Raw genomic sequence first — 24,784 nt, forward strand, 5'->3', positions numbered from 1 at the left:
CAGCCGGCCCGCCACGGAGGGACGCCGGGGGGTGCGGGGGGCCGTGCGGGCATCGGGGGCACGGGGGCACCCGCACCGCCGACACCGGCCGCTCCGGCGCCAGCGCCACCGCCGGGGGCGCCCGGCCCCGCGCCGGGGCGCCCGCCACTGCGCCGTTCCTCTATCAGGCCCACCGCCGCGGGCGGCAGCCACGCGGAGGCCGTGCCGGTGTCGTCACCCGCGGAGGAGAACAGATGCGGCGCCAACTGCGCCTGCAGGTCCGCCGGACTCGGCCGGCGGTCCGCCTCCATGCGCATGCACGCCTCGATGAGCGGCCGCAGGTCGCCGGGCAGACCCGACAGGTCCGGGCCCTCCCGGAGCAGCATGAAGACCGTCTCCACGGGGTTCGCCCCGTGGAAGGGCGCGTGCCCGGTCGCGGCGAAGACCAGCGTCGAGCCCAGCGAGAACACGTCGCTGGAGCCGGTGACGCTGCGCGAGTCCTTGGCCTGCTCGGGCGACATGTACGCGGGCGTGCCGACGGCGACGTTCGTCATCGTCAGCCGCGTGTTGGACACCCCGCTCGCGATGCCGAAGTCGATCACCCGCGGGCCGTCCTCCACGACGAGCACGTTGGAGGGCTTCAGGTCCCGGTGGACCAGGCCCGCACCGTGGATCGACTGCAGCGCCTCCGCGACCCCGGCCGCCAGCCACCGCACGGCCTGCACGGGCAGCGGCCCGGACTCGTTGACGATCTCCTCGAGCGAGGGCGCCGGCACGAAGGCCGTCGCCAGCCAGGGCACGGCGGCCCTGGGATCGGCGTCGACGACCGCCGCCGTGTAGAAGCCGCTGACCGCGCGGGCCGCCTCCACCTCACGGGCGAAGCGCACGCGGAACAACTGGTCCTCGGCGAGCTCCGCCCGTACGGTCTTGATCGCCACGCGCCGGCCGGACGCCGAGCGGGCGAGATAGACCAGGCCCATACCGCCGGCGCCCAGCCTGCCCAGCACCTCGAAAGGGCCGATCCGTCTCGGATCGTGCTGCGTCAGCTGCTGCACCACTGCCCTGCCACCTCCCCGTGGGTTCCCCCCATCCCGGGGTCCGTCCCTGATTCTTCCTGGGATGAGTATCAGTTGCGAACCCGGGGCGGTGTCGACACGCGATTACCTTTGATTCGGTTGCGGATCCGCGCGCGTTCAGGACGGCTTCTCACCGACCGTGGTACCGGGATCGATCAGGGCGAAATGGGCACCCTGGTCGTCGCTCGCCAGGAGGAAACGGCCGAAAGGCGAATCCATCGGACCCATCGTGACCCGGCCCCCGAGCCGCGCGACCGCCTCCGCGGCGCGGTCGGCGTCGGAGACGGCGAAGTAGACGACGAAGTGGGCGGGCAGTTCCTGCGGGAAACCCTCCCCCATCCGGAAGCGGCCGAGGACGGCCTTGTCGGGGGTGACCTCCTCGCCCTCGGGGACGAAGATCCGGAAGTCGATGGCCTCGTCCTCGATCCGCTTGCTGCCGAAGCCGAAGACCTCCTCGTAGAAGGGGTCGGTCCGCTCGGTCTCACGCGTGTAGACCTCGGTCCAGATGTAGGAGCCGGGGACGCCGGTCGCCTCGAAGCCGCCGTGCGTGCCGGCCTGCCACACCCCGAACACCGCGCCGCCCGGGTCGGCCGCCATGAGCATCGTGCCGAAGGGCCCAACGGGCATGGGCTCCATGATGAGTTGGCCGCCCGAGTCACGGATCCTGCCCGCGGTGGCCCGGATGTCGGAGGAGGCGAGGTAGAGGTTCCACACCGTCGGCATCCGGCCGTCCGGTTTGGGGGAGAGGGCCGCGACGTTCTTCCCGTCCGGGCCGTACGCCTGGGTGTACTGGCCGTACTGCTCCTCCCCCCGCCCGAAGGTCCAGCCGAGCAGTCCGCCGTAGAAGCGCTTGCCAGCCTCCAGGTCGTTGAGCATGGCGTCGGCCCAGCAGGGGGTGCCGTCGGGGTGCACGGCCATCTCGTCCTCGATTCGTCCGGTGATGCGGCTGGCGATCCCGATTCACGTGGGGATTCGCGTGGATCGACGGAGTGTCTGACTTGACACGTTATCGGCGGATCCCCCGCCGCGCCCGAGGAGAAATCGAACACATGGCCTTCCCCATTTGCAGGCACCGAATCGCGCGCTGATCACCAGCCCGTAAACTGACGGCATGACAGGACAAGTTCGCACCGTCGACGGCCGTGTGGCAGGGCGCCGGGGACAGGCGACGCGGCAGAAGCTGCTCGACTGCCTCGGCGAAATGCTCAGCACGTCGCCGTACCGGGACGTCAAGGTCATCGACGTCGCCCGGATGGCGGGTACCTCCCCCGCAACGTTCTACCAATACTTCCCCGACGTCGAGGGCGCCGTCCTCGAGCTCGCCGAGGAGATGGCCAAGGAGGGGGCCGCGCTGACGGACCTCGTCGCCGGCCGCTCCTGGGCCGGCAAGTCCGGCGCCACGGCGGCGGAGGAACTGGTCGAGGGCTTCCTCTCCTTCTGGCGCAAGCACGACGCCATCCTGCGCGTCGTCGACCTGGGCGCGGCCGAAGGGGACAAGCGGTTCTACAAGATCCGCATGAAGATCCTCAACCCCCTCACCAACTCCCTTTCCGACTCGATCAAGGAGCTCCAGGGCAAGGGCCGCGTCGACAAGGATGTCAGCCCGGCAGCCGTCGCCGGATCCCTCGTGGCCATGCTCGCCGCGGTCGCCGCGCACCAGAAGGGCTTCCAGAGCTGGGGCGTCAAGCAGGCCGAGCTGAAGCCGAACCTCTCGCTGCTGGTGCACCTCGGTGTGACGGGCAAGAAGCCGACGCGGTGACGCCGCGGCGCTGACGCCCGCCTCCGGCGGCATTGTTGATCTACGTTCACGTCGAAGTCCTGCCTGCAACGACGCGGGCGCCGACCGGTCCTCGGGGGAGGTTGCCGGCCCAGGCGCCCGCGTTGTCCTTTCCGGGGGCTCCGCTCCACGGCCCTACGGCTCCACGGCCCCGCCGCCGCCCGGCTCCACGGGGACGAGCCGGAACAACCGGATCCGCCGCTCCACGCGCCGCGCGTAGGTCGCGTACGGCGGCCAGAACTCCAGCAGCGCCGCCCAGACCACCTCGCGCTCCCCGCCCGTCAGCAACTGCGCCCGGACCGGGACGTCCCGGCCGCGCCAGCTGACCTCCGCGTCGGGGTGCTTCAGCAGGTTCCCCGTCCACGCCGGGTGGTCCGTGCGCCCGAAGTTGCTGCCGACCAGCACGAAGGTCCCGCCCTCCTCGGGCATGCAGGCCAGCGGGGTGCGCCGGGGCAGCCCGCTGCGCGCGCCGGTGGCGGTGAGCACCAACCCGGGCAGCATCCGCGCGCTGAGCAGCACCCTGCCGCGGGTCGCCCGGTGCACGAACCGGTCCAGCGCCGGGACGACATGCGGCCCGACCCTGGCGAACGCCCGGGTCGACGACATCTTCTGCACGGCGGTCCGCAGCACGCTCATGCCGCTGCCCTCCCCTTGGTCGTGGGCGCGGTCGTGGGTGTGGACGTCGGTGGGGACGCCGCCGCGGCCGCGGGTGCGAAGACGCCCGCCCGCTCGGCCGCGTGGGCCCGCAGCGCGTGCACGGGGCCGAAGAGCAGCTCGTCGGAGGCGGCCCGCTTCACGTACAGGTGCGCGTGGTGCTCCCACGTGAAGCCGATGCCGCCGTGCAACTGGACCGCCTGGCCTGCGGTGGCGCGCAGTGCCTCCAGGCCCTGGGCGAGCGCGAGCGGTGCCGCCACCACGGCGTCCGGTGCCTGCTCCGGGGCGCACCCGACGGCCCAGGCGGCGTAGTAGGCGGCCGAGCGGGCGGCCTGGACCTGGACGTACAGGTCGGCGAGACGGTGCTTGACGGCCTGGAAGGAGCCCACGGGCCGTCCGAACTGCTCCCTGACCCCGACGTACTCCAAGGTCCCCGCGAGCGCCTGGGAGGCCGCCCCGACGGCTTCCGCGGCCAGTGCGGCGGCGGCCAGGGCACCCGTACGGGCGAGCGCGGGGCGCGGATCGACCGCTTCCTCCCCGCCCAGGGGCTCGGCGGGGACGTCGCGCAGTTCGACGCGGGCCTGCGGGCGGGTCTCGTCCAGGGCGGTCAGCCGCCTGCGGACCAGGCCCGGGGCGTCGCCGGGGACGAGGAAGAGCCGGATCCGGCTGCGGGCGTAGCCACCCGAATGGGCGGCCACCAGCAGCAGCCCGGCGCCGGGGCCCCCGAGCACCTGGTCCGCCTGCCCGTACAGCCGCCAGACCCCGTCCGCCCGGCGGGCCTGCACGCCCCCCGCGCGGCCGCCGCCCGCCCAGTCACCGGTGTTGGGGCCGGTGAGGCCGAGGGCGACCAGGGGTGCGGCAAGGGCCGCGGGCTCCCCGGAGGCGAGGCGCGGCAAAAGGGCACGGCGCTGGGTGTCGGTGCCGAGCGCCTCGACCAGGGGGGCGGTGAGCACGGTCGTGCCCAGCAGCGGTGAGGGCAGCAGCGCCCGGCCGGTCTCCTCGCAGGCCAGCACCAGTTCCGTTGGGCCGCAGCCGGAGCCCCCGTACGCGACGGGCAGGGCGAGGCCTGGCAGCCCCAGCGACCGCGCCAGCAGCCGCCACAAGGCGCCGTCGTGGCCCTCGGGGGTGCGGGCGGCGGACTTCACCTCGTCCGGTCCGCAGCGTTTGCGGAGCAGTTCGCGCAGGGTGCGGCGGATCTCTTCCTGCTCCTCGGTGAAGGCGGCGTCCACGGCGAGCTCTCCTCCCACCTCGGGGGATCCGGCGGCGTCCGGAAACCCCAAATCTGATGTACCGTCAGATTCATGGCTCAGGGTCAGAGTACTCGCAACGGCCGTGAAGTCGCCGTCCTCGGCGTCGCGTTGTCCGACGGCGGCAGGGTCGACGACGCCACCCCCTACGCGCTCCACGCCCAGGCGGCGCGCCGCGCGCTCGCCGACAGCGGGCTGCCACGGTCGGCCGTCGACGGCTTCGCCTCGGCCGGGCTCGGCACGCTCGCGCCGGTCGAGGTCGCCGAGTACCTCGGACTGCGGCCGCGCTGGGTCGACTCGACCTCCGTCGGAGGCGCGACCTGGGAGGTCATGGCCGCGCACGCCGCCGACGCGATCGCCGCCGGGCACGCCGACGTCGTGCTCCTGGTCTACGGCTCCACCGCCCGTGCCGACCTCAAGGCCGGGCGGCGCACCGCCAACCTGTCCTTCGGGACGCGCGGGCCCCTGCAGTTCGAGGCCCCCTACGGGCACACGCTGATCGCCAAGTACGCGATGGCCGCCCGCCGCCACATGCACCAGTACGGCACCACCGCCGAGCAGCTCGCCACCGTCGCCGTCCGGGCCCGGGCGAACGCGGCCCGCAACCCCGACGCGATGTACCGCACACCGATCACCGTCGACGACGTCCTGTCCGGGCCGGTGATCGCCGACCCGTTCACCAAACTGCACTGCTGCATCCGCTCCGACGGCGGCTGCGCGGTGCTCCTGGCCGCCGCGGAGTACGCGCGGGACGCGGCGCCGCCCCCGGTGTGGGTGCTCGGCTCCGGCACCGCCGTCTCGCACGCCACGATGTCGCAGTGGGACGACTTCACGGTCTCCCCCGCCGCGGTCTCGGGGCGGCTGGCCTTCTCCCGCGCGGGCGTCACCCCTGACGAGATGGACCTCGCCGAGATCTACGACGCCTTCACCTACATGACCCTGGTCACGCTGGAGGACCTCGGCTTCTGCGCCAAGGGCGAGGGCGGGCCCTTCGTGGCCGCGTCGCCCCTGCCGGTCAACACCGACGGCGGCGGGCTGTCCGCCTGCCATCCCGGCATGCGGGGACTGTTCCTGCTCGTCGAGGCGGTACGGCAGCTGCGGGGGGAGGCGGGCGAGCGCCAGGTGCGCAAGCCCGGTGGGGCGCTGCCGGAGCTGGCCGTGGCCTCGGGGACGGGCGGCTGGTTCTGCTCCTCGGGGACGGTGGTGCTGGGGCGGGACTGAGGGTCACGGGCCCTTGACCCGCCTCCCTCCGCCCCGCCGGGGCTCCACCGCCCCCTCGGGCGTCAGCCGGTGACGGCGACCGGGGCGTCCCAGTCGCTGCGGTCCACGGTGATGGTGTGACCGCCGCGGGTCTCCTTGCTGTTGACCATGTACTGGTGGCCGCGGCGGTGCCCGGTCCACAGCGACGCGGAGAACGGCCAGTCCGTGGTCGTGGTCTTGTGCTCGTCCCACAGCGCGTACCAGAGGACGTCCGGCAGGTCGGTGCGGTTGGTCGCCGTGGCGACGGCCTTCGCGCTGGAGCTGCGGAAGCCGTAGAAGCCGGCCCAGTAGCCCTTGGCGTGCACGGCCTTGTCCCACGCCCGGACGTACGCGAGCACCGCGTTGTTGCACGAGGTGTTGGTGACGTCGTACGACTCCATGTCCAGGTACACCGGGCTGCCGGCCTTCATCCCCAGCGCCGACGCCTTGGCCACCGCGTCCGCGCCGTCCGCCGCGCCCAGCGAGGCCGCTGAGGAGGCGGTCAGCCTCTCCGGGTTGCGGCTGGTCTGGCACGGCGGCTGCGCGCCCACGTAGAGGGGGATCAGCTTCCAGCCCGTGGCGCTGACCGACTTGACCCAGGACGCGGTCAGGTTCGGCTGCGCGCACCCCCGGTTCTTGCCGCCGACGTACACCGCCGCCGCACCGTAGAACCCGTTGTGCCACGCCTTCATCGCCGACACGGAGGGCGCCGTGCAGGTGTCGAACGCCCGCCCCGTGTAGACCTTCGGGGCCGGGCGCGACACCGTGGTCGCCATCGAGGCCCCCGCCGCGACACCAGCACCCACGAGCACCGCGGCCGCCGCCACCGCCCAGGCGATGTAGCGACGCTTCTTCGACATCCGGTGACCGGACATCCCCACCCCATTCACGACACGGGACGCACCGCACCGGGTGCGCCTGGCAGGACTGCTGAGGCCCCCGGCACGGCGCGCGCGTCCGGCACGGCGTGCGGCACGCGTGCGGCGGCTGTGCGGCGCGCGGATGCACCGGCGTACGGGTCCGCGGCGCGCGAGGGGCGGATCGCACCCTAGCCAACCCGCACACGGTGATCGGGAAAGCACTTGTCCCGATCGGCACAAGATTCCCCCAAGGCACGGCAAATCTCCGTGCGGTCGCCGGAGTCAGGGACGTGGGTCGGTCGCCAGGCGGCTGTGCAGGTGGACGTCCCGAAGGGCGCCGGACAGGTCGACGACCGCCTCGCGCAGGACACCTTCGAGGACGTAACCGCAGCGCCGCGCGACACCGCAGGAGGGCTCGTTGCCGACGGCGTGGCCCAGCTCCAGCCGGTGCAGGCCGAGATCGCGGAAGGCCCACCGAGTGACCGCCTCCAGGGCCCGGGTGGCGACGCCGCGCCCACGGGCCTCGGGGAGCATCCAGTAGCTGACGCGTGCACCGCGCATGGTGTGGTCGATCATCCCTATCCCGGCCTGGCCGAGCACCACACCGGCCTCGGCGACGGCGAACGACGCGAGGTCGCCGGCCCCCCAGCCGTCGCGCCGGCGCCGCAGGAACGCCCGCACCCCGGCTTCGTCGGGCTCGGGGGCGTGCGCGGTGTTCCAGCGGCGGAAGTCCGGGTCCGCGAGGCCGCGCAGTGCCGCGTCGAGGTCGCCGGACGTCTCCTCCCAGGGCCTGAGCAGCAGTCCGTACGCTTCCAACTCCACCGGCCTCAGCACGCCCTCATTCAAGCAAAGGAGGCGGTGCCGCCCGGGCCGGGCGGAAGACGGGGATCGCGATCTCCCCGCCTGCGGCCGCGGGGCGGAAGCAGACGCGCAGGTCCATCCCGACGCACAGCGCGTCGTGGGCGCAGCCGACGACCTCCGTCATCATGCGCGGCCCCTCGGCGAGGTCGACGACGGCGGCGACGTAGGGGACCCGTCCGGCGAACGGCCGGAGGTCGTTGGCGTGCACCACGGACCAGGTGTAGAGGGTGGCGTGGCCCGCGGCCTGCTCCCAGACGACCTCCTCGCTCCAGCAGTGCGGGCAGAACTCCCGGGGGTAGTGGTGGGCGGCGCCGCAGCCCGTGGCCAGGCACCGGCGGATCAGCAGCCGGCCCTCGGCGGCGGCGTTCCAGTAGGTGCGCGTGAAGGCGTCGGGCTCGGGCAGGCCGGTCACAGGAAGAGCCCCCAGACCCTGTCGAGGGACCAGGTCTGCCAGCCCATGGCGAAGAGGAGGACGACGGAGGCGAGGATCATCATGGCGTTCTGCCCCTGCTCCGCCCAGTCGTGGATCATGAGGATGAGGTAGAGCAGGTTGAGGACGATGCCGCCGGCCAGCGCGACCGGTGTCAGCAGCCCGGCGGTGAGACCGAGCCCGACGGCCAGTTCGGCGTGGACGACGACATAGGCCATCACCTTGGGGCGGGGCGCGACGACCGCGGTGAATCCGCCCTGGACGAAGGTCCAGCGGTGCTTCGCGGCGACGTCGGCGGCCCAGGCGATGCCGGTGCCCTGCTCGAACCAGCCCTTCCTGTCCTTGTGGCGCCAGCTCTCCAGCCACCACAGCCCGAGGCCGATGCGCAGGACGGCGAGCCATTCGGCGCCGGTCAGCCAGATCGTCTGCATCGTGTGCCTCCCCGGGACAAGGAATCTGACGGTATGTCAGTTGACCGGATGCGGTCGCACCTCCGCAAGGTGCCGGGGCGAAAGCGCGCTACCTTCCGGAGTGACCCTCACCCTGCAGGCACGGGAGCAGCCATGACCGACACCTCGGCATCCGCCGGCACCTCCGCATCCGCCGCCACCCCCCTACCGAACACGGCGGCGCCGGACGCCATCGTCGTCGGCGCCGGTCCCGGCGGTCTCGCCGTCGCGGCGTCGCTGCGGCACCGGGGCGTGCGCACCCTGGTCGTCGAGCGGTCGGACGCGGTGGGCGCCTCCTGGCGCGGCCACTACGACCGGCTGCGGCTGCACACGACCAGACGCCTGTCCGCGCTCCCGGGCCTCGGGATACCCCGGTCGTACGGCCGCTGGGTGGGCCGCGACGACGTCGTCCGCTACCTGGAGCAGTACGCCGAGTTCCACGGGCTGGACGTCGCCACCGGCATAGAGGTGGGGCGGATCGAGCCCGCCGGGGACCCGGCGGCGGGCTGGGTGCTCCCGGCCACCGGCGGGCGCCGGCTGACCGCGCGCAGCGTCGTCGTCGCCACCGGCTACAACCACTCGCCGCACCTTCCGGACTGGCCCGGGCGCGACACCTTCGACGGAGAGCTGCTGCACGCCTCCCGCTACCGCAACGGCCGGCCCTACGAGGGCCGGGACGTCCTGGTCGTGGGCGTGGGCAACACCGGCGCCGAGATCGCCGTCGACCTCGCCGAGTCCGGCGCGGCCCGCGTCCGGCTGGCGGTGCGGACGCCCCCGCACATCATGCGCCGCTCCACCGCCGGCTGGCCCGCGCAGCGCACCGGGATCATGGTCCGCCGCCTCCCCACGAAGCTGGTCGACAAGATCGCGCCCTACGTGGAGCGCGTCTCCGTGCCGGACCTGTCCGCGTACGGACTGCCCCGCCCGGACAACGGGCTCTACTCGCGGGTGCGGGAGGGCTCCATCCCCGTCCAGGACGTCGGCATCATCGACGCCGTCCGGTCGGGGAAGGTGGAGCCCGTCGCCGCCGTCGAGGGCTTCGACGGGCGCGAGGTGCTGCTCGCCGACGGCACGCGGATCACCCCGGACGCGGTGGTCGCGGCCACCGGCTACCGGCGCGGCCTGGAACCGCTCGTCGGTCACCTCGACGTGCTGGACGAGCGGGGCCGGCCCGTGCGGCACGGCGGCCGCAGCCCGAAGAACGCTCCCGGTCTGTACTTCACCGGCTTCACCAATCCCATCAGCGGCATGTTCCGCGAAATGGCCATCGACGCGCGCCGGATCGCCAAAGCCGTGGCGCGGCGGTAGCGAACGCGCGCGGTGGGTACCGAGGGGATACGGACGAGCACCCGCGACACCGCACGCACCGCCTCCGCACCACCCCTGCGCGCCCCCGTACCGCTCCTGCTCCACCCCGGTCCGGCGGTCCGGCCGGCCCTCCCCCCTCGGCCGGCCGGACCGTCTTCCCGCGGGGGTGCACAGGTTTCTCGCATCCTCCCCGTTCCTGACGGATCGTCAGTTCAGTAATCTGACATTGCGTCAGTTCTCTGGACCTTCGAGCGGGACGGGCGAGACACATGCTTGGATCGACCTTCAGCACGCGCGGCACCGATCCCGCGGCGGACGCCGGCGGCCCGGGCCACGGCACGGACGACGTGGACGTCAGCGGGCGACCGCTGCACGCCTGCGTGCCCGACCTCGACCGCTTCTTCCGGCCCGAGTCCCTGGCCGTGGTGGGCGCCTCGGACGCCGAGGGCCGCCCCAACACCGGCATCACCCGGCAACTCGTCACCTGGGCCGAGCGGGTCGGCGCCCGGCTCCACCCGGTCAACCCCGGCCGCGGCACCGTGTTCGGCCTGCCGTGCCACGCATCCGTCGCGGATCTCCCCGAGCCGGTCGACCTCGCCGTCCTGCTCGTCGCCGACCCCCTCCCCGTCCTGGAGCAGCTCACCGGGGCCAAGGCACGGTTCGCGGTCGTCTTCGCCTCCGGCTTCGCCGAGACCGGGGAGGCGGGTGCCGCCGCCCAGGAGCGGCTCGGCCGGGCCGTCGCGGGCAGCGGACTGCGGCTGCTGGGGCCGAACACCAACCTCAACGCCTTCCAGGCGTTCCGTGAGGACCTCCCCGGGCCGGCGATCGCCCTGATCACCCAGTCCGGCCACCAGGGCCGTCCGGTCTACGCCCTGCAGGAGCTCGGCATCCGGCTCAGCCACTGGGCGCCGACCGGCAACGAGGCCGACCTGGAGACCGCCGACTTCCTCTCCTACTTCGCCGGGCGGCCCGAGGTCGGTGCGATCGCGGTCTACGCCGAAGGCCTCAAGGACGGCCGCTCGTTCGCCCTCGCCGCCGACCGCGCGGCCCGCAACAAGGTGCCGGTGGTCATGGTCAAGGTGGGCCGTACCGAGACGGGCACCCGCGCCGCCGCCACCCACACCGGCAAGCTCACCGGATCCGACGCGGTCGCCGACGCCGCCTTCCGCCAGTTCGGCGTGATCCGCGTCGACGCACTGGACGAACTCCAGGACACCGCCGCCCTGCTGGCCCGGGCCCGGCCACCGGCCGCCGAGGGCGTGGTCGTCTACTCGATCTCCGGCGGCACCGGGGCGCACTTCGCGGACCTGGCCACCGCCGCCGGGCTGCCGCTGCCCACCCTCCCGGAGCCGAAGCAGGCCGAACTCCACCAGTGGATACCGGAGTACCTGAACGTCTCCAACCCCGTGGACAGTGGGGGCCATCCCGTCGGGGACTGGCGTGGCCGGAAGATCATCGACGCGATCCTCGCCGATCCTGCGGTCGGCGTCCTCGTCTGCCCGATCACCGGCCCCTTCCCGCCGATGAGCGACCGGCTGGCCCAGGACCTCGCCGAGGCCGCCGAGGCCACCGACAAACTGGTGTGCGTGATCTGGGGCTCCCCCGTGGGCACCGAGGAGGCCTACCGGACCACCCTGCTCGGCTCCTCCCGGCTCGCCACCTTCCGCACCTTCGGCAACTGCGTGACCGCCGTACGGGCCTGGCTGGACCACCACCGCTTCGCCGCCGGCTACCGCTCCCCCTTCGACGACGCGCCGCGCACGCCCTCCTCCTCCGCACGGAAGGCGCGCTCCCTTCTGCACCCCGGCCGCCGGCTGAGCGAGCACGCCGCCAAGCAACTGCTGCGGGCGTACGGGATCCGCGTCCCGCGCGAGCAACTGGTCACCAGCGCCGCCGGTGCCGTCCGGGCGGCGGCCCAGGTCGGCTACCCCGTGGTGATGAAGGCGTCCGCCGACCGGCTCGCGCACAAGACCGAACTCGGCCTGGTCAAGATCGGCCTCACCTCCGCCAGCCAGGTCCGCGACGCCTACCGCGAACTCGCCGACATCGCCCGCTGCGAGGACCTGGACCTCGACGGCGTCCTCGTCTGCCAGATGATGGAGCGAGGCGTCGAGATGGTCGTCGGCATGAGCCACGACCCGCTCTTCGGGCCCACCGTCACCGCCGGCCTCGGCGGGGTCCTCGTCGAGGTCCTGCGGGACACGGCCGTACGCGTACCGCCCTTCGACGCCGGAACCGCGCGGGACATGCTCCGGGAACTGCGCGGCGCCCGCCTGCTCGACGGCGTGCGCGGGGCGCCACCCGCCGACGCGGACGCGCTCGTCGACGTCATCCTCCGCGTGCAGCGCATGGCCCTGGAACTCGGCGACGGCCTCGCCGAACTCGACATCAATCCGCTGATGGTGCTGCCGCGCGGGCAGGGCGCCTGCGCCCTGGACGCACTGGCCGTCTGCCGTCAGGAGAACACACATGACTGACTCCCCCCGTGGAGTGGTCACGGAGCGTGATGACTCCGTGGAATCCGTTGTACTCCACGTCACCGACAACGGGGTCTCCCGGTTCACCCTCAACCGCCCCCAGGCGATGAACGCCATCACCCCTGACCTGCGTGAACGCCTCATACAGAAATTTCTGGAGGCCTCCGCGGACCCGGCCGTGCGGGCCGTCGTCCTGACCGGCGCCGGCCGCCGGGCCTTCTGCGCGGGGGCCGACCTGCGCGGCGGTCCGGCCGCCGCGGACCGGGTCGCGGGCGACGTGGCCCGGACGATCCGCTCCGGGGCCCAGCGCCTCATCGCCGCCGTCCTCGACTGCGAGAAACCCGTTGTCGCCGCCGTGAACGGCACGGCCGCCGGTCTCGGTGCCCATCTCGCCCTCGCCTGCGACCTCGTCCTGGCCGCCGACACGGCGAAGTTCATCGAGGTCTTCGTCCGCCGCGGCCTCGTCCCCGACGGCGGGGGCGCCTACCTCCTCCCCCGCCTGATCGGCCCGCACCGCGCGAAGGAACTCCTCCTCCTCGGCGACGACCTCCACGCCGCCACCGCCGAACGCCTCGGGCTGGTCAACCGCGTCGTTTCCGCCGACGAGCTCGACGCGGCCGCCGACACCCTCGCCGAGCGGCTCGCCGCCGGCCCCACCCGCGCCCTCGCCCTGACCAAGCAGCTCGTCAACGCGTCCCTGGACTCCGACCGCGCGACGGCCTTCGCCGCCGAGGCGGCCGCACAGGAACAGAACATGACCACCGCCGACGCCCGAGAAGGACTGTGCGCCTTCCTCGAACGCCGCCCACCGGACTTCCGTGGCCGGTGACACCGCGAAGGCTCGCCCCTCGGGCGCCCCGGCCCCGGGCTGGGGCCGGTACTCCTCCAGCAGCCCGGTGCCGTACGCCAGCAGACCGCCCGCGAGGACGAGCCCGACCACCGCGATCGTCACGACGGAGATCTGGAACGCGACCTGCCGCTGCCGCGCCCACCCGGTCCTGCCCTCCGGGTCCCGGCGCCCCGCGTAGAACGAGGTGACCAGCACCGGCGCCGCACCGGCAGCCGCGACGCACAGCCACGCAAGCGGGTACGGACCGCCGAGCCACACCACCGGCACCGCGAGGACGGCGGCCGTCGCGGCCTCGGCCGCCAGCAGGCAGAGCCAGCTGGGGCGTCCGGTGCGCCGCGCGAGCCGCAGTCCCAGGACCGTCGCCGGCAGGGCGTGCAGGAGCGAGGCGGCCACCGCGAAGGCCCACAGGGGGATCAGGGCCACCGGCAGCACGCAGAGGGCGAACGGCTCGTCGAAGGCACCGTCAGAGGACTTCAGCGACGGAAGGACGACCACGCGGGCCGTTGCCGCGACCACCCCCACCGCGCAGTACGTCGAGACCGCCGCCGCGCGTCCGGCATCACCCCACGGATCGACCGCGGGCCGCGCCGGGGACCCCCGCCCCGTACCCCATCCCATGACAGGCACGGTACGCGCGGCCTTCGACCGTCCTTCGCGCAGGACTTCACTTCTGACGACCCGTCAGTTTCAATGGACCGTGTGATGGGACAAGCAGGCATGGCGGTCGCCGTCGTCCGCTACCTCCGGTCGGCCGGGGCGGCGACGACGGCCGGGCGGGTGGACCCGCTGCCGCCGCCCGAACTGCGGGCCGTGCGGCCGGACGAGCGCGCCCCGGTGGACCAGTCCGAATTCCGGCAGGTACTGGGGAACTTCGCGAGCGGCGTGACGGTGATCGCGGCGCCCGGGGACGACGCGCAGAGCGGACCCGCCGGGTTCGCCTGCCAGTCGTTCGCGTCGCTGTCGCTCGATCCGCCGCTGGTCGTCTTCATGGTGGCACGCAGGTCCACCAGCTGGCCGCGCATCGCGCGGGCCGGGGTGTTCTGCGTGAACGTGCTCGGCGCGGACCAGCAGGAGCTGTGCCGCTCCTTCGCCGTGAGCGGCGGGGACAAGTTCGCGGGTGTGGAGTGGGATCCGGCGCCGGTGACGGGCTCGCCCCGGCTGCGCGGCGTGGCCGCGTGGATCGACTGCGCGATCCACGCCGTGCACACCGGCGGCGACCACCTCGTCGTCATCGGCCGGGTCCGGGATCTGGGCCACGGGGCGGAAGACGGCGAGCCGCTGCTCTTCCACCGCGGCCGCTTCGGCCGGCTCGCGCCCTGACCGCGGCCGCCGTACGCGCCTCAGCCCGTGAACTCCGGCGCCCGGTGGGGCGCCCACCAACTGGTCAGCGCCCAGATCCCGAGGGCGGCCACGGCCACCGCCACCAGGGCCGCGAGCCCGGGGCGGCGCGACCCGCGCAGCGTGAGCAGCCAGAAGGCGAGCGGCACCAGCGCGCCTCCCGCGGCGATGAGCGGAAGGTCGACGTAGAGGACGCTCAAGTCCCGGCGCTGCCCTTCGAAACCGCCCTCGACGTTGACTCTGGCGAGCGGTGCCCAGGCCAGCAGCACGGACGCCGCACCCAGGCCCGCCACAAGAAGGGCGGTGAGGCCCTTGGTCGCTTCCCTCACGCACAGGACGGACGCCCCGGCGCCGCACGCAGTTCCCGTGCCGTCACCAGGGGCGGCCGCGGGACCCGGCAGCGCCGGGGCCGGCCGGCTACGCCGCGAGCGGGAGCGCCCCGGCGCCCGGGGTCTCCCGCCGCCGGATCACCAGCGCCATGAGCGCCGCCACCGCGCACAGCGCCCCGGAGGAGTACCAGACCACGTCGTAGGAGCCGAAGGCGTCGCGCGCCGCGCCGCCGAGGAAGGCCACCAGGGCGGCGCCCAGCTGGTGGGAGGCGAGTACCCAGCCGAAGACGATGGCGCTGTCGGCGCCGTAGAACTCGCGGCACAGGGCGATGGTGGGCGGCACGGTGGCGACCCAGTCCAGGCCGTAGAAGACGATGAACAGCACCATGGGCGGGTGGACGGCGTCGTTCAGGAGCACGGGCAGGAACATCAGCGACAGTCCGCGCAGCCCGTAGTAGGTGGCCAGCAGCCGCCGCGGGCTGAAGCGGTCGGTGAACCAGCCGGAGGCCACCGTGCCCGCGATGTCGAAGATGCCGATCACGGCGAGCAGTGACGCGGCGGCCGTCACCGGCATCCCGTGGTCGTGGGCCGCGGGCACGAAGTGCGTCTTGACCAGGCCGTTCGTCGAGGCGCCGCAGATCGCGAAGGTCCCCGCCAGCAGCCAGAACGGGCCGCCGCGGGCTGCGTCGAACAGCGCCTTGACCGCCCGCTTGGCCGCCCCCGTCACCGGCGGCGGCTTCGGCACGAACTCCGCGGCGCCGTACGGGGCCAGGCCCACGTCGGCGGGGTGGTCCCGCAGCAGCAGGTAGACCAGGGGCGCGACGATGACCGCGGCGCCCGCCACGGTGAGGGCCGCCGAGCGCCAGCCCGCGTGCTCGATGATGACGGAGAGCAGGGGGAGGAAGATCAGCTGTCCCGCCGCGCCGGCCGCCGTCAGGATGCCCGTGACCAGGCCGCGCCGGTCCTCGAACCAGCGGTTGGTGACGGTGGTCGCGAAGGCCAGGGCCATGGAGCCGCTGCCCAGCCCGACGAGCACGCCCCACAGGAGCACGAGCTGCCAGCTCGCGGTCATGAAGACGGTCAGGCTCGCACCGGTCGCGATGGTGACGAGCGCCGCCGCGACGACCCGTCGGATGCCGAAGCGGTCCATGAGCGCGGCGGCGAACGGCGCCGTCACCCCGTAGAGCGCGAGGTTGACCGAGACGGCCAGGCCGATCATGCCCCGCGACCACCCGAACTCGCCGTGCAGCGGCTCGATCAGCAGTCCGGGCAGGGAGGCGAAGCCGGCGGCGCCGATGAGCGTGACGAAGGCGGCGGCCGCCACCGACCACGCGCGATGGATCCGGGGCGTGCGGAACGGCCGGGGAACGTCGGGGCCCCTGTCGGCCAGGGGCTGCACAGGGAGCTCGGGAGTCTGCGTCACCAGGTCAGCATCCGGCATCGCTTTTCGCGGAACGAGTGGCCGGATGGCCATGTTGTGCAAGGATCGGGCCATGGCTGAATCCATGGAGACGCCTTCGCCGACCGCCGCTCCGCGCACACCGGTGCGCCACCGGGTCGTCGTCCTGGTGCAGCACGGTGTGATCCCCTTCGAAGTGGGCATCCCGCACCGCATCTTCGGCGGCGCGAGGGACTCCGACGGGGTCGATCTGTACGAGGTGGTGACGTGCTCCCCGCACGGTCCCGGACCGGTACGCGCCGACGCCGACTTCGAGATCCACGTCGCCCACGGCCCCGAGGTCCTGGAGACGGCCGACACCGTCATCGTCCCCGCCGCCCACGAGCGCTCCGTCGCGCACACCGAGGGCCGGCTGCCCGAGGAGATGGCGGCGGCTTTCGCCCGCATCCGCCCCGGCGCCCGGCTCGTCTCCATCTGCACCGGCTCGTACTTCCTCGCCGCGGCCGGCCACCTGGACGGCCTGCGCGCCACCACCCACTGGTCGAGCACGGACCACTTCCAAAGGCTCTTCCCCCAGGTGCGGGTCGAGCCGGACGTCCTGTATGTCGACAACGGCGCCATCCTCACCTCCGCGGGCGTCGCCTCGGGCATCGACCTGTGCCTGCACCTCGTACGCCGTGACCATGGCACCGCCGTGGCCAACGCCAGCGCGCGCCGTACGGTCGTGCCGCCGCACCGGGAGGGCGGACAGGCCCAGTACATCCAACGGCCCGTCCCCGAGCCCCAGCAGGCCACCACGGCCGCGGCGCGCTCCTGGGCGCTGGACCGGCTCGACCGGCCGCTGACGCTGCGCGAGCTGGCCGAGCGCGAGGCGATGAGCGTGCGCACCTTCACCCGCCGCTTCCGGGAGGAGGTGGGCACCAGCCCCGGGCAGTGGCTGACGCAGCAGCGCGTCGAGCGCGCCCGGCACCTGCTGGAGTCCAGCGACCTGTCGGTCGACCAGGTCGCCTCGCAGGCCGGGTTCGGCACGGCGGCCTCCATGCGGCAGCACCTGCAGGCCGTCCTCGGCGTCTCGCCCAGCGCCTACCGGCGCACCTTCCGGGCGACGGCGGCGTTCTGACCCGCCTCAGAAGGTCAGCACGCCCCGCGCCACGCGGCCGCCCCGGGCGTCCTCCGCCGCCTTGGCGAAGTCCTCCACCGGGTAGGTGCGGGTGACGAGTTCGTCCAGCAGGAGCCGGCCCTGCCGGTACAGGTCGGCGTAGAGCGCGATGTCGCGCTGCGGCCGTGCCGAGCCGTAGCGGCAGCCCAGGATGGACTTGTCGAGGTACATGGAGGACACCAGGAAGGACGCCTCGGCATCGGCCGGCGGCACGCCCAGCAGGACGGCCTGGCCGTGGCGGTCCAGGAGGTCGACGGCCTGGCGGATGAGCCCGACGTGGCCGACGCACTCGAAGACGTGGTCGGCGCCGGTCGGCAGCAGCGCACGCGCCGCCTCCGCCGAGTCCACGAACTCGGTGGCGCCGAACAGCCTCGCGGGTTCCTCCTTCGCCGGGTTGGTGTCGACGGCGACGATCCGGGAGGCGCCCGCGATGCGCGCGCCCTGCAGCACGTTCAGGCCGATGCCGCCGGTGCCGATGACCACGACCGTGTCGCCGCGGTCGACCCGGGCGCGGTTGAGGGCGGCGCCGACCCCGGTCAGCACCCCGCAACCGATGAGCGCGGCCGAGGTGAGGGGGATGCCCTGGGGGAGGGGGACGGCCTGGACGGCCTTGACGACGGTCAGTTCGGCGAAGGCCGAGTTGGAGGCGAAGTTGAACAGCGGTTCGCCCTGACGGCTGAAGGGCCTGCCGGGACGGCCGATGGCCTTGCGGCACATCGTCGGGCGCCCCCGGTCGCAGTCCGGGCAGGTGCCGCAGTTGGCGAGGGTGGACAGGGCCACGCGGTCGCCCGGCGAGACGTGCGAGACGCCGGCGCCGGTCGCCTCGACGACGCCCGCCCCCTCGTGGCCGAGCACGACCGGTACGGGGAAGGGGATGACCCCGTCGACGACGGACAGGTCGCTGTGGCACAGCCCGGCGGCGTGGATGCGGACCAGCACCTCGCCGGGGCCCGGGTCCCGGACCTCCAGGTCGTCGACGACCGCGGGCTGCGTCCCGTCGAAGATCACGCCTCTCATCACCACACCACCGCCTGGAGCTCGCTGTACGCGTGCAGTCCGAAGGAGCCGCCGTCGCGGCCGATCCCGCTGTGCTTGAAGCCGCCGAAGGGCGTCTCGGGGTGACGCTGCACGGTGTTGATGCCGACGTTGCCGCTGCGCAGGCGGGCGGCCAGGGCCCAGGCGCGCGCGGTGTCGCTGCCGAAGACGTAGTCGTACAGGCCGTACGGGGTGCCGTTGGCGATCTCGACGGCCTCGTCCTCGGTGCCGTAGGGGAGAGCGGCGACGACCGGGCCGAAGATCTCCTCGCGGGCGACCGTCATTTCGGGCGTGACGTCCGCGAGGAGGGTGGGGGCCACGTAGTAGCCGGGTTTGAGGTCGGGGCGCGCGCCGCCGGTGACGACGCGGGCGCCCTGTTCGCGGGCGCCGGCGACGTAGGCCTCGACGCGGTCGCGCTGGGCGGCGGTGATCAGCGGGCCGACGACGGTGGAGTTATCCACAGGGTCCCCGACGGTCAGCGAACGGGCGTACTGTTCAAGGGCGGTGATCACCTGCTCGTACCGCCCGCGGGGGACGAGCACACGGGTCGGCGCCGTGCAGATCTGACCTGAATGGAATGCCCATGTTGAACCGACAGCAGATACGGCTGATCTGAGGACGCCCGGTGCGGCGTCCTCGAGAATGATCGCCGCGCCCTTGCCGCCCAGTTCCATCAGGGTCCGCTTCATCGACGCGCCCGCGACGCGGGCGATCGCCTGCCCGACCGCCGTCGAGCCGGTGAAGCTGATCATGTCGACGCCGGGGTGTGCGACCAGAGCCTCACCGGCCGCGGCGCTCGAGCCGGTGATGACGTTGAACACCCCGTCGGGCAGGCCCGCCTCCCGCATGATCCCGCCGAGCAGCAGGCAGGTCAGCGGGTCCTGGGGCGCGGGCTTGGCGACGACGGTGTTGCCCATGGCCAGGGCGGGGGCGACCTTGCCGGCCAGGTTGACCAGGGGGAAGTTGTAGGAGGTGATGCAGGCGACGACGCCCACCGGACGCCGTGCCGCCGCCGCGTTGACCAGCCCGCCGGGAGCGAGCGGCGAGGCCTTCACGGGCTGCGGCGCGAAGGGGATCGTGTCCGGTTCCAGCGCGCCCCGTGCGTAGCGCCGGAAGCGGTCCACCGCCGTAGGAATCTGCATGCTCGACGCGACACGGATCGTCGCTCCCGTCTCCTGCTGGAGCAGCGGTACGAGATCCGCCGACCGCGAGGCGAGGACGTCCGCGATCCGCTCCAGGATCGCGGCGCGCTCCGCCGGGCTCGTACGGGACCAGCCCTCGTACGCTTCCCGGGCTGCGCGCACCGCGCCGTCCACGTCCGCCGGGCCCGCTTCGGGGGCGTGCCCGACGGTCTCCTCCGTGGCCGGATTGACAACTGGATAGTGCGCTCCGGCCGGTTCGTGCCACCGGCCGCCGATCCAATGGCCGTACGTCCCGTCGCTGTTCATCCGCGAGGCTCCTTCGGGAGGCCGAGCACCCGCTCGGCGATGATCGTGCGCTGGATCTCGTCCGAGCCGCCGTAGATGGTGTCGGCGCGGCTGAAGAGGAACATGCGCTGGGTCTGGTCGAGTTCGTAGGGCCGCTCCGGCTCCCACGGCGCTGGGCCGGTCGCGGCGGGGGCGCCGCGGACGGCGACGGCCAGTTCGCCGAGCCGCTGGTGCCAGCCGCCCCACAGCAGCTTGGCGACGCTCGGGGCGGCCGGGTCGGCGGTGCCCAGCGTGCGCAGGGCGTTCCAGCGCATGGTGCGCAACTCGGCCCACTGGCGCACCAGCCGGTCCCGCAGCACGGGGTCGGTCACCGCCCCGGTGGCGACGGCGCGGTCGACGACCTGCCGCAGTTCGCGTTCGAAGCCGATCTGCTGCACGAGGGTGGAGACCCCGCGCTCGAAGCCCAGGAGGGACATGGCGACCTGCCAGCCGTTCCCCTCGCCGCCGACGACGTGGGCGGCGTCGGCGCGGGCCCCGTCGAAGAAGACCTCGTTGAACTCGGCCGTCCCGGTGAGCTGGCGGATGGGGCGGACCTCGACCCTGCCGGGCTGGTCCATGGGGACCAGCAGGAAGCTCAGTCCGTGGTGCCGGCGCGAGCCGGGTTCGGTGCGGGCCAGGACGAAGCACCAGTCGGCGTCCTGGGCGAGGGAGGTCCAGATCTTCTGGCCGGTCACGCGGTAGCAGGGACCGTCACCGTCGTGGTCCGAGGCGGCCGCGGTACGGACGCCGGCGAGGTCGGAGCCCGCCCCGGGCTCGCTGTACCCCTGGCACCACAGTTCATCGCCGCGGGCGACCGGCGGCAGGAAGCGGTCGCGCTGGTCGGGCGTGCCGTGCGCCTCCAGGGTGGGGGCCAGCAGGTTCTCGCCGATGTGCCCGGACCGGGCGGCCGCCTCGGCGCGGGCGTACTCCTCGCCCCAGGCGACCTGCTGGGGCAGGGTGGCACGCCGGTTGCCGTAGTCGCCGCGCCAGCTGAGGCCGATCCAGCCGGCGGCGCCGAGTTCCCGCTCCCACTCCCGGCCGGGTGCGCCGTCCGGGTGCGCCGCCAGCCACTCCCGGGCCTCCGCGCGGAAGGCCTCCGTCTCCGGGCCGAAGGTGAAGTCCATGGTCCGCCCTCTCCTCGGTGCGGGGCCGTCACTGCCCTCGGGAGGCGGCCGCGGCGGCGCGCATGGCCTCGAGCTGGGCGAGCATCGGCATGGGGTCGGTGCCGACGGATCCGGGCAGGGCGGCGGCGATGCGCTGCGGTGTCCATCCCCCGCCGTCCACGTAGGCGGCGCGCAGTTCGCGGGGCTGCGCCCAGACCGCGATCTTGGGTCCGGCGACCGTGTAGACCTGTCCGGTGATGTCGCGGGCCTGATCGCTGAGCAGGAAGACGACCATGGCGGCGACGTCCTCGGGCTCACCGATCTCGGCGAGCTCCATGGGCACGTTGGCCGACATGCGGGTGCGTGCCACGGGGGCGACGCAGTTGGCGGTCACGCCGTAGCGGTGCAGTCCGAGTGCGGCGCTGCGCACCAGCGAGATGATCCCGCCCTTCGCCGCGGAGTAGTTGGCCTGGGAGACGCTGCCCTGGTGGTTGCCGCTGGTGAAGCCGACGAGGGTGCCCGAGCCCTGCCGCCGCATCACGGCCGAGGCGGCGCGGAAGACGGTGAAGGTGCCCTTGAGATGGGTGGCGAGGACCGGGTCCCACTCCTCCTCGGCCATGTTGAAGAGCATGCGTTCGCGCAGGATCCCGGCGACGCAGACGACTCCGTCGACGCGGCCGTAGGTCTCCACGGCCGTGGAGACGATCCGTTCGCCGCCCGCCATCGACGAGACGTCGTCGGTCACCGCGGTGGCCTCACCGCCGGCCGCCTCGATCTCCTTGACGACGGCGGCCGCGACCTCACCGGTCGGTCCGCTGCCGTCGACTGCGACACCGTAGTCGTTGACGACGACCTTGGCGCCCTCGGCCGCGCACGCGAGGGCGACGGCCCGCCCGATGCCGCGCCCGGCCCCGGTGACCGCGACGACCTTTCCGTTCAGGAAGTTGCCCACGTCCGGTCCCGCCCCTTCTCAGAGTTTCTGACGGACCGTTAGATTTTAGGAGCACGGACGCACCCCAGCACAAGCCCTGAGACCAGGAGGCAGCGATGGCGTTCCCCGCCGAGTTCCACGACATCGCCAAGCGCGTCAACAACTGGGGCCGCTGGGGTGCGGACGACGAGACCGGCACCCTCAACCTGGTCACCGACGAGGTCGTCCGCGCGGCGGCCGGTACCGTGCGCGGCGGACGCCGCGTGCCGCTCGCGCTGCCCCTGCAGCAGGACGGGGTGCAGACGGGAATGATCCCGGGCCGGGTCAACCCCCTGCGCACCATGGTGATGCTCAACCACGAGATGTTCGGCCCGGGCACGGTCGCCACCAGCGACGACATCGTCACCATGGGACTGCAGGCGGCGACCCACTGGGACGCCCTGACCCACGTCTCGCACTCGGGACGGATCTACAACGGCCGCCCGGCCGGCTCCATCACCGCCCACGGTGGCGCCGCCTTCAGCGGTATAGAGAAGATCACGACGCTGCTCTCCCGCGGCGTCCTGCTCGACGTGGCCCGCGCCCGCGGCACCGACCGGCTGCCCGGCGACCACGCGGTCACCCCCGACGACCTCGACGCGGCCGAGGAACTGGCCCGGACCACCGTCCGCGCCGGGGACGTCGTGCTGGTCCGCACCGGTCAGATGCGGCTGTACCTGGCGGGCGACAAGCACGCCTACGCCTTCCCCTCACCGGGGTTGTCGGTGCGCACCCCCGAGTGGTTCCACGCCCGCGACGTCGCGGCGGTCGCCAACGACACGTTGACCTTCGAGATCTTCCCGCCGGAGATCGAGGACCTGTGGCTCGCCGTGCACGCCCTGGACCTGGTGGAGATGGGCATGCCCCAGGGCCAGAACTGGAATCTCGAGGCGCTGTCGGAAGCCTGTGCCGAGGAGGGGCGGTACGCGTTCCTGCTGGACGCCACCCCGCAGCCCTTCGTGGGCGGGGTCGGCAGTCCGGTCGCGCCGGTGGCGGTGCTCTGAGGGCGGTCCGTACGGTCAGAAGGCGGGGCGGCGGATGAGCCCGCCCATGGACTGCGCGGGGACGATCGCGGGGCGCTCGCTGCGGTCGATCTCGCACCAGATCTGCTTGCCGGCACCTTCACGCTGCCAGCCCCAGCGGTCCGCGAGGCCGTCTACGAGTTCCAGTCCCCGGCCGCCGGTCTCGTCGTTGTCGGCGTGCCGTGGCCGTGGCGGCGCGTCGCTGGTGTCGGCCACCTCGACGCGCACGGTCTCCTGTTCGCCGCTCTGTGCGGCGCCGGAGGAACGGAAGAGCATCCGCAGCACGGCGGGACAGCCGGTGTGCACGACGGCATTGGTGACCAGTTCGGAGATGAGCAGGATCAGCGTCTCGGCGACCGGCTCGTCGGCGCCTATGCCGGAGCCCGCGAGACGCGAGCGGGCCCACCGACGGGCCCGGCCCACCTCCGCGGGGTCGGGGCCGACCTCAAGCTGAACCTGGAGCACCTGCACCGCTCACACCATCCGAACCGGCGGACACGTCGCCTCGCGCCTCGGCAGGGTCACCGTACGTGACCTCTTCGCAACCCAGCATGATTGACCCGCAGTGACCGCAACAAGCGCTTCGGGCATATTCCAGCGCAAGGGGGCACGAGTGCTGCATACTGTGCGGGGCTCATTACGGGGCGAATTCGAACAGCCCGGTACAGGCAGCCCGCCGGGTACCGAGACCCCGCCACTGCCACATCCGTCGCGTTTCGCCACCACACGCACCCGATGGAGCGTACCCGAGGCAGGCTCCGACTCCACGGCGTGACGAGTCACACCTCGGACACAACCCGATATCGACGCTCGGGGACTCCTTATCCGTGACGAATCAGTCATAACTACCTAAACCCAGCAAATAGTCTCGTCGAGGAGTCTCTCCGCGAGCTGCTCCTCACACTCCGCCACCGAACGGCCCCGGCTCCGCAGGATCCACGACCTCTTGACGTGGAGATGCACCTCCGCTTCCCAGGTGAAACCCATACCGCCGAACACCTGCAGGCAGTCGCGGGCGTTGCGGACGGCCGCCTCTTCCGCCAGCAGCCGTGCGGCCGCCGTCTCGCCCGGATCCCCGGAGACCGCCGCCGCACGCACCGCCGTGCGTGCCATCTCGACCCGGACCAGCATCTCGGCGCACAGGTGCTTGACCGCCTGGAAGGAGCCGATGGGCCTCCCGAACTGCTCCCGGGTCCCGGCGTACCGCACGGCGAGCTCCAGGGTGCGCGCCGCGCTGCCGGTCTGCTGCGCGGAGGTCAGCAGGTCGCCGGCTCCCCCGCCGCAGGCCGGTTCGCCGCCCACGACCCGGTGCAGCGGGGTGAACGGGTCCACCGAACGCACCGGCTCGGCCTTGTCGAAGGAGCCCAGCACGTGGTCGGACGCCTCCAGCCACTCGGCCAGCTCGCCGTCGACCGCGGTGACCACCGTGGTGCCCTCCGCCGCCCCCGGCACCCGTCCGGCCGCCAGGTGCGTCGCCACCAGCGGCCCCGGCAGCAGCACCCGTCCGGCCTCCTCGAAGACGAGCACGGCCTCCGGGAGTCCGAGGCCGAGCCCGCCCCGCTCCTCCGGCAGCCGCAGTGCGAAGAACCCCGCCTCCCCCAGCGCCCGCCACATCTGGCGGTCGAGGGGCACCGGGGTCCCCGCGGCCGCCCCGGCGGCGTCCTCCCGCAGGCGCTCCGCCGGGTAGAGCCGCGCCAGCAGTCCACGGGTCCCGTCGGCGAGCGCCCGTTGGTCCTCGGTGAGGCGGAATTCCACG

The 24,784-nt window shown here is 73.2% G+C and carries 24 protein-coding genes; 8 read left to right on the forward strand and 16 right to left on the reverse strand.

Annotation, left to right across the window (positions count from 1 at the left end; translation table 11 throughout):
• Both PV410_RS36125 and PV410_RS36130 read right to left on the reverse strand, forming a co-directional pair.
• Nucleotides 1-1,037 (reverse strand): serine/threonine-protein kinase (locus tag PV410_RS36125; protein ID WP_500330259.1); only part of this gene is annotated, 1,037 nt, incomplete at its 3' end.
• A 135-nt stretch (nucleotides 1,038-1,172) separates the two neighbouring features.
• The gene (locus PV410_RS36130; RefSeq protein WP_500330261.1) at nucleotides 1,173-1,973 is read right to left on the reverse strand and encodes a VOC family protein; all 801 of its coding nucleotides are present in this window, start codon (nucleotides 1,971-1,973) and stop codon (nucleotides 1,173-1,175) included.
• A gap of 193 nt (nucleotides 1,974-2,166) precedes the next feature.
• Between PV410_RS36130 and PV410_RS36135 the strand changes: the two genes are divergently transcribed.
• Entirely contained in the window at nucleotides 2,167-2,814 is a 648-nt protein-coding gene (locus tag PV410_RS36135) for a TetR/AcrR family transcriptional regulator (RefSeq protein ID WP_499512412.1), read from the forward strand.
• A gap of 153 nt (nucleotides 2,815-2,967) precedes the next feature.
• Here PV410_RS36135 and PV410_RS36140 read toward each other — a convergent pair whose 3' ends face one another.
• Both PV410_RS36140 and PV410_RS36145 read right to left on the reverse strand, forming a co-directional pair.
• Entirely contained in the window at nucleotides 2,968-3,468 is a 501-nt protein-coding gene (locus PV410_RS36140; protein WP_500330263.1) for a nitroreductase/quinone reductase family protein, read from the reverse strand.
• A complete protein-coding gene (locus PV410_RS36145) occupies nucleotides 3,465-4,715 on the reverse strand; it encodes an acyl-CoA dehydrogenase family protein (protein WP_500330264.1) in 1,251 nt (416 codons plus the stop codon). The genes PV410_RS36140 and PV410_RS36145 overlap by 4 nt, the downstream gene beginning before the upstream one ends.
• A 72-nt stretch (nucleotides 4,716-4,787) precedes the next feature.
• Here PV410_RS36145 and PV410_RS36150 point away from each other — a divergent pair, with 72 nt between their 5' ends.
• Nucleotides 4,788-5,954, forward strand: coding sequence for a thiolase C-terminal domain-containing protein (locus tag PV410_RS36150; RefSeq protein WP_500330265.1), 1,167 nt, complete (start codon nucleotides 4,788-4,790; stop codon nucleotides 5,952-5,954).
• A 62-nt stretch (nucleotides 5,955-6,016) separates the two neighbouring features.
• Here the strand turns inward: PV410_RS36150 and PV410_RS36155 are convergent, their stop codons facing one another.
• The 4 genes from PV410_RS36155 to PV410_RS36170 all read right to left on the reverse strand — a co-directional run bounded on the left by PV410_RS36155 (nucleotide 6,017) and on the right by PV410_RS36170 (nucleotide 8,554).
• Nucleotides 6,017-6,847: a glycoside hydrolase domain-containing protein gene (locus PV410_RS36155; RefSeq protein ID WP_500330266.1), complete on the reverse strand. Its 831-nt coding sequence runs from the start codon at nucleotides 6,845-6,847 to the stop codon at nucleotides 6,017-6,019.
• A 267-nt stretch (nucleotides 6,848-7,114) separates the two neighbouring features.
• Complete coding sequence (locus tag PV410_RS36160; RefSeq protein ID WP_500330267.1) at nucleotides 7,115-7,666, reverse strand: GNAT family N-acetyltransferase; 552 nt, start codon at nucleotides 7,664-7,666, stop codon at nucleotides 7,115-7,117.
• A gap of 4 nt (nucleotides 7,667-7,670) precedes the next feature.
• Entirely contained in the window at nucleotides 7,671-8,105 is a 435-nt protein-coding gene (locus PV410_RS36165; RefSeq protein WP_500330268.1) for a Zn-ribbon domain-containing OB-fold protein, read from the reverse strand.
• Nucleotides 8,102-8,554: a DoxX family protein gene (locus tag PV410_RS36170; RefSeq protein WP_500330270.1), complete on the reverse strand. Its 453-nt coding sequence runs from the start codon at nucleotides 8,552-8,554 to the stop codon at nucleotides 8,102-8,104. The genes PV410_RS36165 and PV410_RS36170 overlap by 4 nt, the downstream gene beginning before the upstream one ends.
• Nucleotides 8,555-8,686: 132 nt before the next feature.
• Between PV410_RS36170 and PV410_RS36175 the strand changes: the two genes are divergently transcribed.
• The 4 genes from PV410_RS36175 to PV410_RS36190 all read left to right on the forward strand — a co-directional run bounded on the left by PV410_RS36175 (nucleotide 8,687) and on the right by PV410_RS36190 (nucleotide 14,527).
• On the forward strand, nucleotides 8,687-9,880 hold the full coding sequence (locus PV410_RS36175; RefSeq protein WP_500330271.1) for a flavin-containing monooxygenase: 1,194 nt from the start codon (nucleotides 8,687-8,689) through the stop codon (nucleotides 9,878-9,880).
• 269 nt (nucleotides 9,881-10,149) lie between these two features.
• A complete protein-coding gene (locus tag PV410_RS36180; RefSeq protein ID WP_500330273.1) occupies nucleotides 10,150-12,357 on the forward strand; it encodes an acetate--CoA ligase family protein in 2,208 nt (735 codons plus the stop codon).
• Nucleotides 12,350-13,186 carry an enoyl-CoA hydratase/isomerase family protein gene (locus PV410_RS36185; protein WP_500330275.1) on the forward strand — a complete coding sequence of 279 codons (837 nt, stop codon included), beginning with the start codon at nucleotides 12,350-12,352 and terminating at the stop codon, nucleotides 13,184-13,186. The genes PV410_RS36180 and PV410_RS36185 overlap by 8 nt, the downstream gene beginning before the upstream one ends.
• A gap of 723 nt (nucleotides 13,187-13,909) precedes the next feature.
• Nucleotides 13,910-14,527: a flavin reductase family protein gene (locus PV410_RS36190; protein ID WP_500330277.1), complete on the forward strand. Its 618-nt coding sequence runs from the start codon at nucleotides 13,910-13,912 to the stop codon at nucleotides 14,525-14,527.
• A 20-nt stretch (nucleotides 14,528-14,547) separates the two neighbouring features.
• On the opposite strand, the gene PV410_RS36195 is transcribed toward PV410_RS36190, so the two are convergent.
• Nucleotides 14,548-14,874: a hypothetical protein gene (locus PV410_RS36195; protein ID WP_500330278.1), complete on the reverse strand. Its 327-nt coding sequence runs from the start codon at nucleotides 14,872-14,874 to the stop codon at nucleotides 14,548-14,550.
• Between the two features lie 88 nt (nucleotides 14,875-14,962).
• Complete coding sequence (locus PV410_RS36200; RefSeq protein ID WP_500330280.1) at nucleotides 14,963-16,297, reverse strand: MFS transporter; 1,335 nt, start codon at nucleotides 16,295-16,297, stop codon at nucleotides 14,963-14,965.
• 70 nt (nucleotides 16,298-16,367) lie between these two features.
• Here PV410_RS36200 and PV410_RS36205 point away from each other — a divergent pair, with 70 nt between their 5' ends.
• The gene (locus PV410_RS36205; protein ID WP_500330281.1) at nucleotides 16,368-17,393 is read left to right on the forward strand and encodes a GlxA family transcriptional regulator; all 1,026 of its coding nucleotides are present in this window, start codon (nucleotides 16,368-16,370) and stop codon (nucleotides 17,391-17,393) included.
• Between the two features lie 6 nt (nucleotides 17,394-17,399).
• Here PV410_RS36205 and PV410_RS36210 read toward each other — a convergent pair whose 3' ends face one another.
• The 4 genes from PV410_RS36210 to PV410_RS36225 are packed head-to-tail and all read right to left on the reverse strand — an operon-like array spanning nucleotide 17,400 to nucleotide 21,988.
• Nucleotides 17,400-18,449, reverse strand: a complete 1,050-nt coding sequence (locus PV410_RS36210) for a Zn-dependent alcohol dehydrogenase (protein WP_500330283.1) — start codon at nucleotides 18,447-18,449, stop codon at nucleotides 17,400-17,402.
• Nucleotides 18,449-19,915, reverse strand: coding sequence for an aldehyde dehydrogenase family protein (locus PV410_RS36215; RefSeq protein ID WP_500330284.1), 1,467 nt, complete (start codon nucleotides 19,913-19,915; stop codon nucleotides 18,449-18,451). The genes PV410_RS36210 and PV410_RS36215 overlap by 1 nt, the downstream gene beginning before the upstream one ends.
• Nucleotides 19,912-21,057 (reverse strand): acyl-CoA dehydrogenase family protein, encoded by a 1,146-nt coding sequence (locus PV410_RS36220; protein WP_500330286.1) that lies wholly within the window; start codon nucleotides 21,055-21,057, stop codon nucleotides 19,912-19,914. The genes PV410_RS36215 and PV410_RS36220 overlap by 4 nt, the downstream gene beginning before the upstream one ends.
• Nucleotides 21,058-21,085: 28 nt before the next feature.
• Nucleotides 21,086-21,988, reverse strand: a complete 903-nt coding sequence (locus PV410_RS36225) for an SDR family oxidoreductase (RefSeq protein WP_500330288.1) — start codon at nucleotides 21,986-21,988, stop codon at nucleotides 21,086-21,088.
• 95 nt (nucleotides 21,989-22,083) lie between these two features.
• Between PV410_RS36225 and PV410_RS36230 the strand changes: the two genes are divergently transcribed.
• Nucleotides 22,084-23,010, forward strand: a complete 927-nt coding sequence (locus PV410_RS36230; protein WP_500330290.1) for a cyclase family protein — start codon at nucleotides 22,084-22,086, stop codon at nucleotides 23,008-23,010.
• 15 nt (nucleotides 23,011-23,025) lie between these two features.
• Here PV410_RS36230 and PV410_RS36235 read toward each other — a convergent pair whose 3' ends face one another.
• Both PV410_RS36235 and PV410_RS36240 read right to left on the reverse strand, forming a co-directional pair.
• Complete coding sequence (locus PV410_RS36235; RefSeq protein WP_500330292.1) at nucleotides 23,026-23,499, reverse strand: ATP-binding protein; 474 nt, start codon at nucleotides 23,497-23,499, stop codon at nucleotides 23,026-23,028.
• A 378-nt stretch (nucleotides 23,500-23,877) separates the two neighbouring features.
• Complete coding sequence (locus tag PV410_RS36240) at nucleotides 23,878-24,783, reverse strand: acyl-CoA dehydrogenase family protein (RefSeq protein WP_500330294.1); 906 nt, start codon at nucleotides 24,781-24,783, stop codon at nucleotides 23,878-23,880.
• Nucleotide 24,784: the final 1 nt, after the last annotated feature.

Origin of the sequence: Streptomyces sp. PA03-5A, from assembly GCF_033792725.1 — a bacterium.
Classification (GTDB): domain Bacteria; phylum Actinomycetota; class Actinomycetes; order Streptomycetales; family Streptomycetaceae; genus Actinacidiphila.